Genomic DNA, 17,245 nt, shown 5'->3' on the forward strand with positions numbered 1-17,245 from the left:
CTCATTCTTTGACACTTCCCGCCAGATAACCACTCATATAGAAACGCTGAAGTGTCAGAAATAGAATGAGGACCGGTGTCACCGTGACCACCGCTCCTGCCATCATCAATTCGACATCCTGCACATGCTCTCGTGATAGAGATGCCAAGGCAATTGGTAAGGTATATTTATCACTGTCGGTGAGAACGATGAGTGGCCACAAAAAATCGTTCCATGCAGCGAGGAAAGTAAACAGCCCTAGTGTGATCAGTATGGGTGTGAGTAACGGTAAGATAACTGACCGGAAAATACGTATTTCACTGGCTCCTTCAATTCTGGCCGACTCAATCAGTTCGGTCGGAATGGACAGGGCATACTGCCGGACCAGAAAGATCCCAAATATGCTGGCCACGAAGGGGATCAGCACACCAATCCAGCTATTGACCAGTCCCATACCTTTCAACATCAGAAACAGCGGAATCATAGAAACCTGCGCAGGAATGACAAGGGCGCTCAGAAGCCCTCGGAACAGTAATTGCCGGCCCTTGAATTCCAGTTTGGCAAATGCATATCCGGCCGAGACATTAAACGTGAGCGACAACAGCGTAGCCGACGACGCGACAAACAGAGAATTTAGGAAGTTTCTGCCCATGCTTGAATACTCAAAGAGCATAAGATAATTGGTGAGTGTCGGGGTTTCCGGTAATAGCGGTGGCGGAAAACTACTGGCTTCTCCTGGAGACATAAATGAAACACTCAGCATCCACAGCAACGGACCAACGGCAAATACAGCAAGGAAACTTAAGCCGATATTTGCACCAAATCCTCTCGAGTGTGTTCTCATGAGTTACACTCCGCTTCCGTACCGTCGCATGATAACAAGCTGGCCAATGGCCGCAGCGATCATAAACAGAAAAAGAATGAAGGCGACTGCGGATGCAGAACCCAGACTCCACCATTTGAAGCCTTCTTCATACATTAAATAGATGATGCTGAGTGTACTTTGGACAGGACCGCCCTGTGTCATCACATAGGGTTCGGCAAAGAGTTGGAAATACCCTGCCATGGTCAGTACCCCAACGAGAAACAGCGAGGGAACCAGAGCAGGCAATGTGACATAGAAAAAACGCTGCCGGGCATTGGCACCATCAATGCGGGCCGCTTCGTACAGATCGCTAGGTATTGCCTGAAGACCCGCCAGAAGAATAATCATATTGTACCCAAAGTTTTTCCAGACTGCGAAAAGGATAATTGACGGCATGGAAAAATTCGGATCACCAAGCCAGTCCACAGTGGGCAAGCCTAATCCGTCAAGACTATAGTTGAACAACCCATAGCGGGTATGCAGGAGATATCGCCATATCACGGCTACGGCCACAACCGTCGTCACCACCGGCGCAAACAGTGCGGTCCGGAAGAATCCCTTGAAACGCACCAGCTGCCCGTTCAACAACAGTGCCGCCGCCAGTGAAACCATTACCGACAGCGGCGCACCGGCCAGCACGAAGTACAGAGTATTACCCAGTGCCTGCCAGAACAGCGGTCTCTGCAACAGCTCGGTATAATTTCGGAAGCCGACAAACCGCAGATTAGAAAGATCGGCCAGAGCATAAATGTCAAAGTCTGTCAGACTAATGGCCAGGGCAGCCAGTACGGGCAGAAAGAAAAAGACGGTAATGATAGCCAACGCTGGACCGGCCAACAGCCAGCCTGCAATAGATGGTTTCACGAACTGTCTCCTTCTTTCCGCGCCAGCATCCAGCGTCGCTTTTCGAGAATTCGATCAATCCGGCTATCCAATTCACGCGCTGTCTGGGCAGCGGTCCAGTTCTCATGGACTGCACGCTCGGTCACCATACGCAATTCCTGCACGATGCGTTCCCATTCAGGGATTTTTGGTGTCGGAACTGCACGCTCAAGCTGCTCCATGAAAGCCCTGACATATGGATCGGTAGAAAGCCGGTTTCCAAGCCAGCTTGTCCGTCGAGGCGGCAGATTGCCGCTTATCTCGTAAAACTGTTGCTGGATTTCTGGACGGGAGAGAAATTCAATAAGCCGGAATGCTACGTCTCTATGTACTGAATGTTTAAACACCACGAGACTTGAACCGCCGGCTGTCGATGCACCTGGACCAGTCGGTCCCGGCAATATAGCCGTCATCCAGTTATCCTGCATCTCGCGAGGCAATCGGCGCCGAAATTCTCCTATATTCCATGGCCCGCTCAGATAGAACGTAAAGTAACCGCGTGCAAATTCATCCCACACATTGGACATATGGGATTCACTGAAAATTGGTGCAAGCCCCTTTCGGAAAAAGTCGAGATAAAAATCAATACTTGTCACCAGCTTCGGGCTGGAAAAATTGCCATATCTTTCACCGTCTCGCAGCAATGGAACTCCTTGCTGGAGAGCAAGGGACACTTGCATATCAAATTCATTCAAAGGCAGGGAAAGGGCAAAGTTGTCTTTCCCAACGTGTTGCTTCACGGCCGTTGCCGCCTGCATCCATTCAGCCCAGTTACGTGGTGGGCGATCAATCCCGACGGCACTGAGTATATCCTTTCGGTAGAAGAGCAACCGCGTATCCACGTACCAGGGCACCCCATACAGTGCCTCGTTCACTATATTCGTCGCCCAGATACCCGGGAAATAATCCTGCTTCACAATAATGGAAGAAGCCTTGGTCATTTCGTCCAGTCTGGCAATGGCATCCAGCGCGGTAAATTCCGCTATCCATGTATTACCCATCTGAGCGATATCAGGCAGAGCGTCTCCCGCAAATGCCGTCAGCAATTTCTCATGGGCGGCAGTCCAGGGAACTTGCTGAACAATGACACGAACACCCGGATTCTCTCGTTCAAACCCTTTGAGCAGCTCGGGAACAATCTCCCCTTCGCGACCCATGGCCCAAAAGTTGATTTCTACTATGTCATCCTGATCGCTGCTGTTTGTGCACGCAACCGTCATGGCAATCAGCACAATCATGACAACCACAAACTTGGCCAAGTGTTTTTTGCCCAGTCTTTTTTCTCCATCTATTGTCATACTCTCAAATTCACTTTTACTGGTTGAGCGCACTGTCTAAACATGACCCGCACATGAGATTGCTCGAAAATGGTATAGCCACACAGATAGCAGGATAGCATCGAAAATGGTAATGAAAAGCTGTCCTTCACGACGACCTGAAGGTGCGCAGAGTCGTGACCAACCCATCGATCCTGCCAACATTCATGTTCGGGCTATCGGCCGGGTTGGGAATCCAGCCATGAAGATTGCCGGAATTCACCCTGTTAAGACGTTAGGAGCATCTACAACGATTAAGGATGTATCACCAATCAGGTTGATCTTGTTAAGTTTATCTAGAAATTTGACTGACTGGTTAGATGAATACCTAAACTTCCCCCAGCTACCCTTGATTTCAATTGAAATCTCAGATTTTTAGTCACGCTACCTAGCTGTACGATAGGTTTTGCCTCCGCCTTTGAGAGACTGGGGCAAGATGACCCTCGGCCTACCGGAACATCATGGACCTAAATGGGGTTTAGGTAAGTTTTCGACAACAGAACGTCCATAATCATACGAGAAATCTAACAAAACTGGGCATGATACATTCTTACGTTGCCTTTATGAATAACTGTAGGCAGAATCGTGAGTGTATACTTTTTCAACTTGCATTAACCTCCTTCTCTGATAGTTTCCAAATACTCGTATGGTGTTCCCTTCATTCAGTTAAGTTTCTCGTGTACGGACTCTCGAAAGCTCAGCATCAATGGGAAAAGCTCCCAGGACAAAAATCTAGCCTCTCTGCTGTATATCGAATCGGTCTAATATTGTAATTGGATAAATCTCTGGTAATTTTCGAATAAAAATCACTTGCTTCCTCTCTCTGAAAATACAATAATTTCACTGTCACCTGAGATCTGAAAAAATTGTGTCTTCAGTTTATTTTTAATGAAAACTTGGTTTTGTCGAATATATTGATTAGTCAACTACTTCCCACTTACAGAATATGAGGAAAGAAAACAGAACATAAGGCTGATTCGTTGGCAATGTATGACAACTGAAGCCAAGAGGTGAGTGATATTGAATGTATCGTGGCATCACAAAACACTCTTAATAATTGGCGTTATATTTACACATTCATATAATAACCAATTGCTGATAGGCTTCTATACCTTCGCCACATTAACGAGAAGATTAAGCAGATGAGATTGAGAGGGAATTCTTGACACTTCCTCTCAGATCTTCCCTTCACCTTACATAGTCTCCTCTCCCAATCATGAGTAGGGAGATACTTAAAACTATATGGATTGGTATAGGTACGTATATATTTTATGATTCAGAAATTCTTAGGAGTTCGAATGAAACGTAATGTAGTTCAAATTTTCGCGCTTCTCACGTTCATCATGTGTCCACTTTATGTCGAAGCAAAATTTGATTTTGTTGATGTGGTGAAACAAGCGGAAGAACTCGCCCATCAGGAGTACGAAGCCCCTCAACCTGTCCCCCAAGTCATGCTTGATATGTCGTATGATGCCCACCGGAGCATTCGCTTTGATCCCGAGAAAAGTTTGTGGCGGCAAAGCAAATCAAAATTTCAAGTCATGTTAATGCCGCCAGGACGCTATTTCACTCATGCCATTCACTTGAATGTCATCGATGCAAGTGGGGTCAAGCCCATTTCTGTCAGTAGAGATAACTTTACCTTTGATGACCCTGAAGTTGAGAGGCGCGTCCCGATGAATGTTGGGGCCGCAGGCTTTAAGCTGACCTTTCCGCTCAATTCATCGCATGAGCAAAATCAGTTTTTGGTGTTTGCCGGAGCTAGCTATTTTCGTGCAGTCGGTAAGGACAATTGGTTTGGGATTTCAGGGCGAGGACTGGCCATCGATACGGGATTATCTACAGGGGAAGAGTTTCCTGCATTTACAGAGTTTTGGTTAGTTCGACCCTCTCCTGACGCAAATGAGATGGTGTTTTATGGCCTGTTAGATAGTCCGAGTCTCACGGGCGCCTATCAATTTACGGCTGTCCCCGGTAGCCCAACGCGCTTACGAGTCAAGATGACCCTCTTCCCACGGAAAGAAATCAACTTAGTGGGTATTGCACCTTTAACCAGTATGTTTTTTTATGGCGATAACACCTCGCGGCCAAAGGGAGAATGGCGCAGGCAAGTTCATGATTCTGATGGATTGCAAATCCATGATGGCGTGAACGATGAATGGCTATGGCGTCCATTATTAAACCCCAAAACCCTGGAAATGGACTATTTTATGACAGAGAATGTGCTCGGCTTCGGTCTGGAGCAGCGTGACGTCATCTTTTCAGATTATGAAGATTTAAACGCACGTTATGAGCAGCGTCCCAGCACGTGGGTTGAGCCTCAAGGCGAGTGGGGCAAAGGTCATATCGTACTGGTGCAGCTCCCGACAAACGATGAGACGAATGACAACATTGTGGCATTCTGGTCACCACAATCTTCTGTGACACCAGAAACATCACTGACCTATTCTTATCATGTGAATTTTGGAGAATCCAATACATCGCAGAATCCCATGGGCACCGTGGTCAACACTTTCATTGGTGATGGGAACCGTATCGGCGGTGGAGCCGCTCCTGGTGCCTATCGAATTACTGTTGATTTTGAGGGAGGTAAATTAGATAAACTTTCTGCTGGTGCTCCTATTAGCAGTCACGTGACAGCGCTAGAGGGTTCCGAGATTCTTGAGCATTACGTGGTCTACAATGAAGCTATTAATGGATGGCGCTTATCAATACTCGCTAAACATGTCGCATCGAAGCCCCTTCATCTTCGAGCATTTTTGCGTAATGACCAATATACATTAACGGAAACCTGGACCTATCGTTTACCCGCAAATAATAATATTCTACCTGAAGGAAAATAATCATGGCATCCACACCTGCCGAGCAAGCTCTTTCACGCGTATGCGATTACCTTTTAGCAAGCGGTGTTGAATTAAATCATGAAATGAACAGGCAGGCTCTTCAATTGGTTGAAGCAGCATTTAATTCCGGGGAGAAAGATTTGCTCGCATTTGTGATGACTCGTATGCCTGAACATTTTATGCTCAAGACGAGAGAGTTACCGCCCCCGGCACCAAAAATTGTGCGCGGTAGCATCGAATATGGTGGCTAGTGAATAATCAGACTGCCTTCCAGACAACGACCGTCCCCCTTACATCCCCAACAGTCCGTTGGCCTACCGTTGCGCGGTTTCGGCGCACCTTGCTGACCATACTTGTTCTCGGTCAATCATTATTTGCGACCTCTTACATGGTTTCTGTACTGCCATACCATGGCGATGGTGGTGTGGAACTGAGCATTATTGCTTTGTTTTTCCTCCTTTTTGCTTGGATCTCAGTTGGCTTCTGGATCGGGATGTTTGGTTTTGTGATTCGCTGTGTCGGCGGTGATCGTTTTTCTTTATTGGGCCGTCATACCCCTGAAAAATTGGCTGCGATGAATCTCGCACGAACAGCGATAGTCATGCCGATTTATCATGAACCGATCAATCGTTCACTCGGTGGATTGCGTGCCGTCTATCGATCCTTGGAGCAGACAGGTCAACTAGAGCATTTCGATTTTTTCATACTGTCTGACAGTCGAGAGCCGAATATCTGGCTATCGGAACAAGCTGCATGGCATCAATTGTGTCAAGAACTGGGAGCCGAAGGTCGTTTGTTTTATCGTCGCAGAACGTTGAACCAACATTACAAGAGCGGAAATATTGCTGACTTTCTTCGCCGCTGGGGACGAGGCTATGAATACATGATTGTTCTCGATGCAGACAGCCTTATGAGCGGGGAAACCTTGGTGAAGATGGTCCAACTCATGCAAGCCGAACCGCAAACAGGCATTCTTCAAACAAGTCCGACACTCCTTAATGCGCGTTCTTTGTTTGCGCGAGCTCAACAGTTTGCCAACCAGGTGTATGGACCATTGTTTACAACAGGGTTAGCATCATTGCAATTAGGAGAAGCCGTGTACTGGGGACATAATGCCATTATCCGTACTCATGCGTTTATGCGTCATTGCGGCCTAAAGCAATTACGCGGTCCTGGACTGTTTCAGGGTCCTATCTTGAGTCACGACTTTGTGGAAGCATCCTTCATGGGGCGAGCCGGTTATGAAATATGGCTTGAACCTCAGCTCACCCATAGTCATGAAGAATCACCCCCGACACTTGCGGATGACTTGAAACGCGATAAACGCTGGGTTAAGGGCAACATGCAGCATCTGTGGCTCATGTTATTCGAGCCCCGGTTACGACTGGCGCATCGAATGAATTTTCTTAACGGCATCATGTCCTATTTGGCCTCCCCGTTGTGGTTACTATTCCTCATCCTCACCACGATCGAAACTGCCAGGTTGGTGCTGTTCCCTATCGATTACTTTCCAGCCCAGCACAGCCTCTTTCCAGTCTGGCCGGAATGGAATCCTGAACGGGCAATTGGCTTGGCAAGCACTACACTCTTTTTACTGTTTGTGCCAAAGTTTCTTGCAATCTTTGATCTGATGCGAAGCCATCAACTGAAAAGCCATGGAGGACTGCTGCGAGTGTCAGCCAGTGTAATCATAGAGAATCTCGTGTCTGCGTTGTTGGCGCCTATTCGTATGCTGGCCCATAGTCGCTATGTCGTGGAATCGTTGTTGAACCTGTCATTACGTTGGGCTGGACAGAATCGGACTGACGAAACACGATGGTCCGATGCGATCCTTCATCAGGCACCTGGCACAGTGATCGCTGGAGCATGGGCGACCTTTGCCTACCAACTTCAACCGATGTTCTTTTATTGGTCCCTACCCGTTGCATTACCATTAATACTTGCCGCACCCATCTCCGTGTTTCTCAGTCGGGTAGGTCCAGGTGACAAATTAAAACGTTTGGGTTTTTTGCAGACTTCTGAAGAATATCACGGTTCCCAATTACTCGATGATCTCACGAAAAATCCAGATGTCCTTCCTAACCACCAAACGAATATAGCAGTTCAGGCTATTTTGGACCCTGTCCTTAACCGTGTCCACCAGGGAATGACGCATGCGCATCGAGGTGGATTAAAACAGGAAATGATATTTGCACTTCGTACACGATGTTATCAAGAAGGGCCCGAAGCACTCTCCACTAATGAATTGTCCCAACTGATGCGTGATCGCAATAGCTTACAGTGGCTACATGAACAGGCATGGCAAGCTGCACCTCAATCATACTGGGGTAAAGCGATTCAGGATCGTCAACAGACAAAAATGCATGTTCCAGCTACAGCATAAGCGATAAGCGTACCAGCTTTCTCAAATCATCATTCGGCCTCCCAGTGACTAAACGTATTTTAGATCCACAATTCAATCGGGGCCTTGTTGATTACCGTTCGAAGAATATCGCTTCGAGTGAGAATACCGATGACATTGCCTGTCTCCGTGACAATAGGCATAGCCCCAATTCGCTCTTCAAAGAGAATGCTGGCGATTGCTCGAATTTCTGTCTCTGGACCAGCCGACAATACGTTACGCGTCATAAGCTGTTGAATAGGACCATTATGCGCATTGACTCCCGGCTGCTCTGATGATGCGTCAATCTCAATTGTGGCACGAAACAAATCTCGATCCGAAAGAATCCCGACAAGATGGCCTTGCGACGAAAGCACTGGAACATGACGAAATCGTTGCCCTTGTATAATGTTCCAGGCATCGGAAAGTTTTGCCGTTGGAGAAAGTGTGACAACTGGCGCACTCATGATTTGTTTGGCAAGAATTGCCGGTTGTCGACTATCGCGAGATGGTTCAGATTGCTGATAGGTTTCAGCGGCACGAGAGGCTTCTGTCTCTGGAGATTGAATTTTTGAATCTTGTAAACGTGACTCAGTTTTTTGAATAGGAGAAGACCTTTGGACTTTCTCGACCCTTCTACCACGAATACTTCCTGGCGTATATGGAACCTTTATTCCTCCATCTTCCCAGACAACAAACATACATAGCCTTTCGGAGATACGTACCGTTTAACTGTGCCTTCTGTGAGTTTTTGCGGTTATTCAATTATTGTATATGAAAATGGTCTTGTCAGCTTCCTTGGAAATTCCATTCGTTGGTCAACCCATCCACAAAGTGCAAGGCTATTCCTAGAAAATCTGCATTTGAAATGAAACTTCATGAATATCTGTCCCGAGAATATTGAACAGTGAGGTTTATCGGCTATAGTTTCATGCATGGTAGCCTTATACCGTGTCGTTAGTTTGAGATTGGCTTCTCGAAAATCGGCTTAGACCAAATTAATCAAATTTAATTAGGGGCCAGAAGGTTCGCGCCCCGGAAATTAGCCTTAGCCAGGTATCCCTCATCAAAGAACGTTCCTCTCAGATCAGCACCCAATAAGCTCGCGCCTAATAAGTCGGCGATCTAAAATTTGGCTTCCGAGTCCATGAGCAGATCAAAAAAAAGACCAACCAAAACCGGCGCTTCATATGGGCAACTCAGAGGAAGTCTCCAAGACCTAAATAGGTAATTCACCTCAAGCGCTCTTACGCCTTTTGCACACGAAGAAAAGGTAAGATTTCTACGCCCTCTCCGAGCAACTCCAAGCCAAACCGTGAGTTCGCCGCCCTCTCATGAACACTCCGTCGACTTTGAGATGGCTGAAACTCAATATTGACGTTCAACGCTTGACCACTCTGAACCACGACAGGTTTTTCGAGAAATTTATTTACCCCCAGGGTGCCTCGCTGAAAGAGTATACTCTCCGGGTGAAATGTCGGATAGTGAAAAGTGCCCATCTTTTTGGGTGATATAGTAATAGGAATTATTCACACGAGTCCCCAGGAAAACATATATGAATGAAACCCATGTTGCATGACGAAGACCTTGCGTCCTTTACGTATAAGGATGGGTTCATTTAATATTAAAGAATATCCCATCGAATTATGATGGAGAGGACGCCCTACGGGCATCAAACTTTCTGTGGCACTCGCTATTCAAAACAACAAGGAGGTTTCTCATGTTAGCTGAAATCATGCAAAAATCCTTAAAGTCGATTCCTTCAGATACATCCATCGCAGATACTGCTGATAAAATGCGACAAGAAAATATCAGTGCGCTCTTAGTTGAGCGGAACGGCATGTTCATCGGACTCCTCACTGATACCGACATTGTTCGCAAAGGAGTTAGTGTTAAGAGGAATCTGGAGCAAACCACCGCAGAGCAATTGATGACCACCGACTTTCCATCCATACAAGTGACACGTACATCTCATGAAGCGCACGACATGATGGGCGATCTCGGCGTTCGTCATTTAATTATTTGTGAGGGAGATAAAATTGTGGGCTTAGTATCCGTGCGTGATCTTGTTTTACACTTTAAAAGTTATGAGCCGAGTCTCGGAGTAGATTAATACTTCAGATTATTCTTTGCACTCATCATCGACAAAAAACCGAGGATCCTCATGGGGTCCGTTACGTCTTAAAGGTTATGGAATGGTTGTGCATGTCGCTGACCTTATCAGTCCCGTTGGAAGGTCTGTCAGTTCATCAACACAGCCCTTGTCAATTTGGACTTGTGTCAATCCAACGACAAAATGCAAGACGACTCCTCGAAAATCGGTACCCTGCAAGGAAGCTCCATGAAAATCTGTTAAACGAAGGTCGGCTCCATAAAACTGAGCGTGATCGAGTATGGCCTCTTGTAGTTTGGCTTTATAGAAGGTTGTCTGTTCAAGGTTGGCTTTTCGCAGATCAGCATCCACTAAGTTAGCCCAGGCAAAGTCAGCACCTTCCAGATTAGCACTGCGCAATGTGGCTTTGGCCATGTACGCTTCATCGAATGAAGCTCCCTTCAGATCAGCATTCGATAAATTGGCCTCTAATAAATCCGCTACCTGAAAATTAGCTTCAGTACAGTTGGTCTTTTGAAAATTCGTCTTGTAGAGCACGGCTCGTTCGAGTGTGGCCTCTCGAAGATTAGCATGCATAAGATTGGCTTCATTGAGATTCGCGAGGGTTAAGCCCGCACCCCGTAAATCCGCGTGCTGTAAATCAGCGTCTTTCAGGTTTGCTTGAAAGAGATCCGCCTCTCGAAGCTCTGCATGCACTAACACGGCATTGTTGAGCTGTGCTTTTCGAAGATCAGCACGGAATAACTTGGTCCGAGTTAAATTGGCCTGCTGGAGATTGGCTTCTACAAGATGCACTTCTTCCATTTCCGCATCTTGAAGATTTGCGACGCCCATATTAGTCTCAGCAAGATTGGCGAATCGTAAATCAGCGGTACCAAGATTGGCATGGTTGAGATTGGATTTTCGAAAGTCGGCTCCTTGAAAAAATCCATTTTGTAGATTGGCTCCTTGAAAATTAGCCGCATAGAAGGACGCATCTTGAGCATTGGTTTCCTGAAGGTCGGTTTTGACCAAAGTTGCCCCCTTGAAATTGGCTTGATAAAGATTCGCCCCATGTAAATTCGCTCCACTCAGATCAGCTTCTCGCAAATCCGCTCTCGCTAAGTCAGCCTGGCACAAATTAGCCCGTTTTCCTTCTGAACTACTAGGATCCACTAACCACTCTCCATGGGCACTGAGAACTTGAGAGAGCACTTCTGGACTTATTTCCTTATTCTGGAATGGTCCATCACAGGCTGGTTGATTACTCGCATGGACGAAAGCCGTCGAAAAACTCGCATCAAGATAGACGATGCACCCGATGAGCAACAAAAAGCTCGACACACAACTAACTTTGAATCCAATTTGTTTTCTCATTATTTCTCCTCAGATATCTTGGCAGCAACATCTATTCCCAATGAGACAAAGCCTTTCTAAGAAGGCATCGAATCTTTGTACAAGATTGTTCCCTTGATTAGATCAATGTTTCTCTTCCTACGTTTGCTGCTTATTGCGACATCTGTTAGCTCGTAAGCTGTAGCGAATAACCTCATTACTGAATAGGGTGTGAGCTAGAAAGTTTGTCTTGCCCTGACATAACATTTTTTCTACCCTGAAAACGAAATGTGTGGCGCCAATCTTGCTGAAGATTCTCATATTAGGTTATTCACGACATAAGCATCAGCAACAGAGACAACACACCATTTGAGAGTTGACAAAATCATGCTTTCCTCGATAAATCACGATGTTGCCGAACGCTTAGAAGAAGTCGCTCAACTCCTCCATGATCAGGGCAGCAATCTTTTTCGTGTGCAGGCATATCGTCACGCAGCTGAAACCTTAGTGCAGTTAGAGAAACCGGTCAATGAAATCTTGAAATCAGAGGGACTCGATGGGCTGAAACATTTACCTGCCATCGGTGAAAGTATCGCGCGGGCAGTTCGAGATCTTGTGCTAACCGGCAGGCTGCCCATGCTGGAACGCCTGCGAGGTGAAACTGAACCAGTGAATCTGCTGGCGTCTGTTCCCGGAATTGGGAGGAAAATGGCCGAACGACTCCATTATGAACTAGCAATCGACACTCTCGAGGATTTGGAATTGGCAGCCTATGATGGCCGACTCAGCCATTTCAAGGGAATTGGGGACAAACGCCTCTCTGGGATTATTTCCAGTTTGACTGAGCGCCTAGGACGAGTACGATCAAAAAGCGAGAGCACACATCTCGAGGCACCTTCCATAGAGGAGCTCTTGGATGTCGATCGTGAGTATCGTGAAAAAGACGCAGCGAATCAACTCCACAAATTTGCACCCCGCCGCTTTAATCCAACCGGGCAAGCTTGGCTGCCAGTCTTACATACAGAACGTGGAGTCCGTCATTATACCGCATTGTTTTCAAACACCGCACGAGCTCACCAAAAAGGAAAGACCCACGATTGGGTTATTCTTTTCTATGACGATGGCAAGAGAGAATGGCAATGCACGGTAATCACAGGAGAGTGGGGAATACTGAAAGGTCACCGAATTGTGAGTGGGCGTGAATCCGAATGTCTCAAGTATTACGAGGAAACTAAACCAACTGAGCCTTCCCTACCATAATTTTGAGTCCACCGGGGTTTGATCGTCCACGAACGTGCTTGATGTTACTCACCTTACCTTCAACAGTGGTGAATAGAAAATCTTGAATGGGCTCGATCTTACTCTTGGCCATCAAGAAATATATGGGCTGCTTGCAGCAAATGGCTCGGGAAAAAGCACGCTCGCTTATATCGTAATGGGCTGCGATGGGTACGCCGCGAACAAAGGACGGACAGACGTGCTTACCTGGTGCGTGAAGCGTCGTTCGTGAAGCGTATCTCGCATAAGAAAAGCGTTCCGATCTTTCTTTTACGAACGACGATTCACGAGCAACGAGATACGAACAATGAGCGACGGTTAAAGACTATGCTATAGCGAGTGCCGTGCCCTTCGTAAAGGTGACGCGTCCCCTAGCTACAGTCACCCACGAAGCCGCCATTAGCAGCGTCGACCAGAAAGAATTAGAGACCCTGCTGGCTCACGAATTAGACCCAGAACAGGCAACCGAGCTCATCGTCAGCGGCATGTTGCAATAGACACAGAAAATCCCTGTAGCTTCTGTGTGGCTTCGTTCCCAAGAAGCTGAGTCTCGAAGAGAGGCTCAGGGGGCAAGGGTGAGGGAATTCTTAAGAACGTTAAAACAAGATAGTAATTGAGGCCCTGTGTTAAAGAACCAACAATCTGTCATTCCCGCGAAGACGGGAATCCAGGTTTTTATTCGTGTTTATATGACCGCCTTGCACCTTATGTGGCTCCCGCTCGATCAGCCTTTTTCTCTGCAACCAGGGGGGCAGTCCGCACATACGGTACCGTTTAGTGGACTCCTTTGACAGAGACACAAATCGTGCCCAATTACATTGCTAACTGGAAAAAGATCCTTTATCCTTAAGGCATAGAATCGTTTTTCCGAAAGGTTTTGTGGCCTTCTTTAGCGGGGGAAAACCGCCATTTCTTTCCTTTGTAGCAATAGGCGGATGAAACAGGGAAACAATTGGCGTAATAAAGGAAATTCAATGATGACTTCCACTCCTTCATTTCTCAAATTCACTTACGAAGATTATCTCTGCTTTCCTGATGATGGGAAACAGCATGAGCTCATAGATGGAGAACATTACGTGACGCCTGCTCCTTTGACCAAGCACCAACGCATCATCTCTAATTTACACCGTCTCATTGGACCATTTATCCATGATCAGAACTTAGGCATTGTCTTTTCGGCACCGACGGATGTGATGCTGACAGAACTTGATGTTGTTCAACCAGATTTTCTGTTTATTTCTGCTAATCGGATGGACATTGTGACTGAGGCCAACATTCAAGCAGCTCCTGACCTAGTTGTAGAAATATTGTCAGAAGGCAATCGGAAAATCGATGAAGTGATCAAGCGAAAATTGTATGAACGCCATCAGGTCAAAGAGTATTGGCTCATCGATCCCGTGTTAGAGACAGTGAAACGCTTCCAACTCCAGACCAACGTATTCATAACTCCAGACCTCTTAAGCCTTGAAGCTCATGACATACTGACCTCTGAGCTCTTTCCTGACTTTTCTCTCCCCTTGTCTGATTTGTTTGTATAAACTAACTCTGAACATATTTCTTCGGCCTGCCTTTTGCTTCATCTTCATGAAGGAGAGCTATGTCAAACGGTGACCAAATTAAGGCAGCGATTAATACGCTTCCGAAATTGGTATACATCCAACCACGGCTATGGCTCTCAGAGAAGGATTGGCAATTGTGGGACCAACAGATTCAGGCGGACTTCGAGGGCGGAAAGTTGGACTGACTCATCAAAAAGACTCTCGATGAAAAGGAGAACGGGAGTTTGAAGGAATGATAAATGCATCGCCCAACGGTTGCTTTAGGAAACGCCTTGAAACACTTCCTGCCCCATCAAGAATCTAGCCAAACAGAACTTCCAGCTCCTCAAAAATGCCCCCCGGCATCCTTCTCTCCATTTCAAAAAGATTGGTGGGTTTTGGTCAGCCCGCGTGGGAATCAACCACAGGACTTTAGCTGTTAAAGATGGAGAGGACTTTATCTGGGTGTGGATTGGCCGTCACGATGAATATGAACGACTGCTTACGTAAAGCTTCAACTTCTGGAATTGTTACAAACCGCTCTTAAGTGGCCTCTCATTTGAATATGCCACCTGTATGGAAACTCATGATGACAATACCAAAGGAACACCATTTCACAACTAGGAAAAATCCTCGTTTAAAAAAACATCCCTAGGTTTTACGATTAGGGCTTTCCTGCAAGCAGCAGACGTACAGAGATGAAGACTGGCGAAGGGAGGTCAAACAAGTACACCAGGAGTTCATCCTGACAAGCCCACATGCCTTAACCATATTGCAAATGATCGAAGCGTCCAAAATCGAAATCTTATTCATCGGAGGGTTTTAGCGGATGGCTCCCCGCCTTTATCGGGAAACCATATCGCACTGACCTGAACTATTAAAAAATGAGCACAGCGCAAGACCCCACGCCAACCATAATAGGCCTATGAATCGACGATGACCGCGGACATGACTGCAGGGTGAAAGACGACGATTTAGGAAATGAGGTCTAAGTTTTCAAACTCATGTAAAAATATTGTGCTTAAACTCTTTGATTAAAAAGAACCCTCTCACCCTTGCCCTCTCCCCCTGGAAAGGGGGCGAGGGAAAACTTAGATGTACTAGAGAAAAGTTAAAACTCTATAAGATCTGTTATGACACTCGAGGGCGAATCACCAATGTTGAGCATGACGTATACCCCGCCACCCATTCAGAGACGCTACCCATTTGGAATCGTTCGGGTCCGGTTAATCCCTTTGAGCCTAAAACTGCCAAATCAACTTTTTTGGTTTCGAGCTGATCAAGAATTATTTTTCTTGGATCGCCCTCTTTAACATCGACTGTCACCCGATACCCTTCCTTAAGAAAGAACGCTCGATATTGTGCGGTGACTTCCTTTGCGCGCTGTTGAAACGGCTTCATCAAACCATGTACGTGCGATTTCGAAAGAAGCTTTGGACCTATATCCGTGAGAAACTGTGGGACAACCGAGAGAACGTGAAGTGCAATAGCCTCCTGATAGATCCATGAATGAAACGCGGCGACAGCACGCTTCGAAGCATTTGAGCCATCAACGGCTAAAACAATCTTTGGCTTTTCAGGAATCGGCTCTTTTACTGTTAAGACCGCACAGGGCGCATGCGTCAAAACTTTTCGTGAGACACTCCCCATCAAATAGCCAGTGATATTACTCAGCCCCCGTGATCCCATGACAATTAAGTCGACTTTTCGTTTTTCAGCCTGTTTCGTGACCACATTGGTGACATGGCCGTGCATTAACACCGTCCGAATCGCCACAAAGGGTTTCGTCTGTGCCTGATTGATGACGAGCGCAGCGTGGATTTCAGCCTGCTTCAACAGCTGTTTGCCATGTTGATTCATCGCCGTGATCACCTTCGTGACTTTGGCCTGACTCGCGCCCTCTTTTTTCATACCCTGTCGCAACTGCACATCATCGACGACATGGAGGAGCACGACCTCTTTTAGGGATTGATGAAACAATGTCCCCAACGCCTCAACGGCCCAATCTGAAAATTCAGATCCGTCAACCGCACATAAAACTTTCATACTTCCTCCTTCGCCTTGACACCTTTATGAAATACCGTATACACATAAATTGGGATGGCCAGATCACCAAGTTGTTGAATAATTAGGGGTCGCACCTCTTCCCACTTCAGCCCTCCAACGCCAGTCGCCAATCTCGGTAATGCAAGGCTCTTCACACCCTCTTTCTCAATCAATAATTTCAGTTCTCGCAATGCATGATTGATATACACTGTTGTCGCCCGACCAGGTCGACCGCCTTGAACGGGGGAAGCTTCTTGTGTCAGTAAATGGATAAGACGTTTTCCCCCAGGACCTCCCCACACAACAACTTCGCCAGGTTTCGGGTTTGAGGTTTGGCAATAATGACGAAAATCTTTTACCATGGAAGGCCATTCTTCCCGTAAACTGAGTGCCAGTCCTTGCGAAAAATGATCTCCTGGTGCCACCCCATGTGCAATGCATTCAGCGTCTGTCAGTAGAATGTCTCCTTCAACTTCATGAATCATTAATTCACCCTCCCTACAAGTAAAGTTTTTGTTGATCCTCTTAAATTAAACGACTTCTCAACAGAGTTACCGCCGCTTGTATGTATCGAACATGGATGACTCTCATCCCCTGCCCTAAATAATATCGAGCAATAAACATACCATTATACAGCGTGCAGGAAGATCAGGTGTCGATGAGAGTAAGCCAACCGCTTCTTTGCCATCTT

19 protein-coding genes are annotated in these 17,245 nt (G+C 46.6%); 11 read left to right on the forward strand and 8 right to left on the reverse strand.

The genetic code is table 11. The annotated features are described in order from the left end of the window. Position 1: 1 nt before the first annotated feature. From ACWQXP_RS07005 to ACWQXP_RS07015, 3 genes are read right to left on the reverse strand one after another with little or no spacing between them, the layout of a single operon-like run. Positions 2-823, reverse strand: coding sequence for a carbohydrate ABC transporter permease (locus tag ACWQXP_RS07005; RefSeq protein ID WP_454062113.1), 822 nt, complete (start codon positions 821-823; stop codon positions 2-4). A 3-nt stretch (positions 824-826) separates the two neighbouring features. Beyond that, positions 827-1,708 carry a carbohydrate ABC transporter permease gene (locus ACWQXP_RS07010; protein WP_454062114.1) on the reverse strand — a complete coding sequence of 294 codons (882 nt, stop codon included), beginning with the start codon at positions 1,706-1,708 and terminating at the stop codon, positions 827-829. Then, the gene (locus ACWQXP_RS07015; protein ID WP_454062115.1) at positions 1,705-3,024 is read right to left on the reverse strand and encodes a sugar ABC transporter substrate-binding protein; all 1,320 of its coding nucleotides are present in this window, start codon (positions 3,022-3,024) and stop codon (positions 1,705-1,707) included. Before ACWQXP_RS07015 ends, ACWQXP_RS07010 begins: the two co-directional genes overlap by 4 nt. 112 nt (positions 3,025-3,136) lie before the next feature. On the opposite strand from ACWQXP_RS07015, the gene ACWQXP_RS07020 reads away from it, so the two are divergent. From ACWQXP_RS07020 to mdoH, 4 genes are all read left to right on the forward strand, one after another. Next, on the forward strand, positions 3,137-3,421 hold the full coding sequence (locus ACWQXP_RS07020) for a hypothetical protein (protein ID WP_454062116.1): 285 nt from the start codon (positions 3,137-3,139) through the stop codon (positions 3,419-3,421). A 919-nt stretch (positions 3,422-4,340) separates the two neighbouring features. Further along, positions 4,341-5,885: a glucan biosynthesis protein G gene (locus ACWQXP_RS07025; RefSeq protein WP_454062117.1), complete on the forward strand. Its 1,545-nt coding sequence runs from the start codon at positions 4,341-4,343 to the stop codon at positions 5,883-5,885. A 2-nt stretch (positions 5,886-5,887) separates the two neighbouring features. After that, positions 5,888-6,136 (forward strand): hypothetical protein, encoded by a 249-nt coding sequence (locus ACWQXP_RS07030; protein ID WP_454062118.1) that lies wholly within the window; start codon positions 5,888-5,890, stop codon positions 6,134-6,136. Further along, positions 6,136-8,268, forward strand: a complete 2,133-nt coding sequence (mdoH, locus tag ACWQXP_RS07035; RefSeq protein WP_454062119.1) for a glucans biosynthesis glucosyltransferase MdoH — start codon at positions 6,136-6,138, stop codon at positions 8,266-8,268. Before ACWQXP_RS07030 ends, mdoH begins: the two co-directional genes overlap by 1 nt. Before the next feature lie 59 nt (positions 8,269-8,327). Here mdoH and ACWQXP_RS07040 read toward each other — a convergent pair whose 3' ends face one another. Next, positions 8,328-8,966 carry a CBS domain-containing protein gene (locus tag ACWQXP_RS07040; protein WP_454062120.1) on the reverse strand — a complete coding sequence of 213 codons (639 nt, stop codon included), beginning with the start codon at positions 8,964-8,966 and terminating at the stop codon, positions 8,328-8,330. Between the two features lie 546 nt (positions 8,967-9,512). After that, positions 9,513-9,764 carry a hypothetical protein gene (locus ACWQXP_RS07045; protein WP_454062121.1) on the reverse strand — a complete coding sequence of 84 codons (252 nt, stop codon included), beginning with the start codon at positions 9,762-9,764 and terminating at the stop codon, positions 9,513-9,515. 221 nt (positions 9,765-9,985) lie between these two features. On the opposite strand from ACWQXP_RS07045, the gene ACWQXP_RS07050 reads away from it, so the two are divergent. Further along, positions 9,986-10,378, forward strand: coding sequence for a CBS domain-containing protein (locus ACWQXP_RS07050; protein ID WP_454062122.1), 393 nt, complete (start codon positions 9,986-9,988; stop codon positions 10,376-10,378). Between the two features lie 75 nt (positions 10,379-10,453). On the opposite strand, the gene ACWQXP_RS07055 is transcribed toward ACWQXP_RS07050, so the two are convergent. Then, positions 10,454-11,734, reverse strand: a complete 1,281-nt coding sequence (locus ACWQXP_RS07055) for a pentapeptide repeat-containing protein (RefSeq protein ID WP_454062123.1) — start codon at positions 11,732-11,734, stop codon at positions 10,454-10,456. Positions 11,735-12,079: 345 nt separating this feature from the next. Between ACWQXP_RS07055 and ACWQXP_RS07060 the strand changes: the two genes are divergently transcribed. The 6 genes from ACWQXP_RS07060 to ACWQXP_RS07085 all read left to right on the forward strand — a co-directional run bounded on the left by ACWQXP_RS07060 (position 12,080) and on the right by ACWQXP_RS07085 (position 15,018). Then, positions 12,080-12,952, forward strand: a complete 873-nt coding sequence (locus ACWQXP_RS07060) for a helix-hairpin-helix domain-containing protein (protein ID WP_454062124.1) — start codon at positions 12,080-12,082, stop codon at positions 12,950-12,952. A gap of 82 nt (positions 12,953-13,034) precedes the next feature. After that, complete coding sequence (locus ACWQXP_RS07065; RefSeq protein WP_454062125.1) at positions 13,035-13,202, forward strand: ATP-binding cassette domain-containing protein; 168 nt, start codon at positions 13,035-13,037, stop codon at positions 13,200-13,202. Between the two features lie 112 nt (positions 13,203-13,314). Then, entirely contained in the window at positions 13,315-13,467 is a 153-nt protein-coding gene (locus tag ACWQXP_RS07070) for a hypothetical protein (protein ID WP_454062126.1), read from the forward strand. 477 nt (positions 13,468-13,944) lie between these two features. Beyond that, complete coding sequence (locus ACWQXP_RS07075) at positions 13,945-14,508, forward strand: Uma2 family endonuclease (protein ID WP_454062127.1); 564 nt, start codon at positions 13,945-13,947, stop codon at positions 14,506-14,508. Between the two features lie 59 nt (positions 14,509-14,567). Continuing rightward, positions 14,568-14,714 (forward strand): hypothetical protein, encoded by a 147-nt coding sequence (locus ACWQXP_RS07080; RefSeq protein WP_454062128.1) that lies wholly within the window; start codon positions 14,568-14,570, stop codon positions 14,712-14,714. Positions 14,715-14,820: 106 nt separating this feature from the next. Continuing rightward, positions 14,821-15,018 (forward strand): hypothetical protein, encoded by a 198-nt coding sequence (locus tag ACWQXP_RS07085; protein ID WP_454063000.1) that lies wholly within the window; start codon positions 14,821-14,823, stop codon positions 15,016-15,018. 621 nt (positions 15,019-15,639) lie between these two features. Here ACWQXP_RS07085 and ACWQXP_RS07090 read toward each other — a convergent pair. Both ACWQXP_RS07090 and ACWQXP_RS07095 read right to left on the reverse strand, forming a co-directional pair. Next, the gene (locus ACWQXP_RS07090) at positions 15,640-16,554 is read right to left on the reverse strand and encodes a universal stress protein (protein WP_454062129.1); all 915 of its coding nucleotides are present in this window, start codon (positions 16,552-16,554) and stop codon (positions 15,640-15,642) included. Then, a complete protein-coding gene (locus tag ACWQXP_RS07095) occupies positions 16,551-17,039 on the reverse strand; it encodes a macro domain-containing protein (protein ID WP_454062130.1) in 489 nt (162 codons plus the stop codon). Before ACWQXP_RS07095 ends, ACWQXP_RS07090 begins: the two co-directional genes overlap by 4 nt. Between the last annotated feature and the right edge of the window lie 206 nt (positions 17,040-17,245).

The sequence above is a fragment of the Candidatus Nitrospira salsa genome, assembly GCF_965152625.1.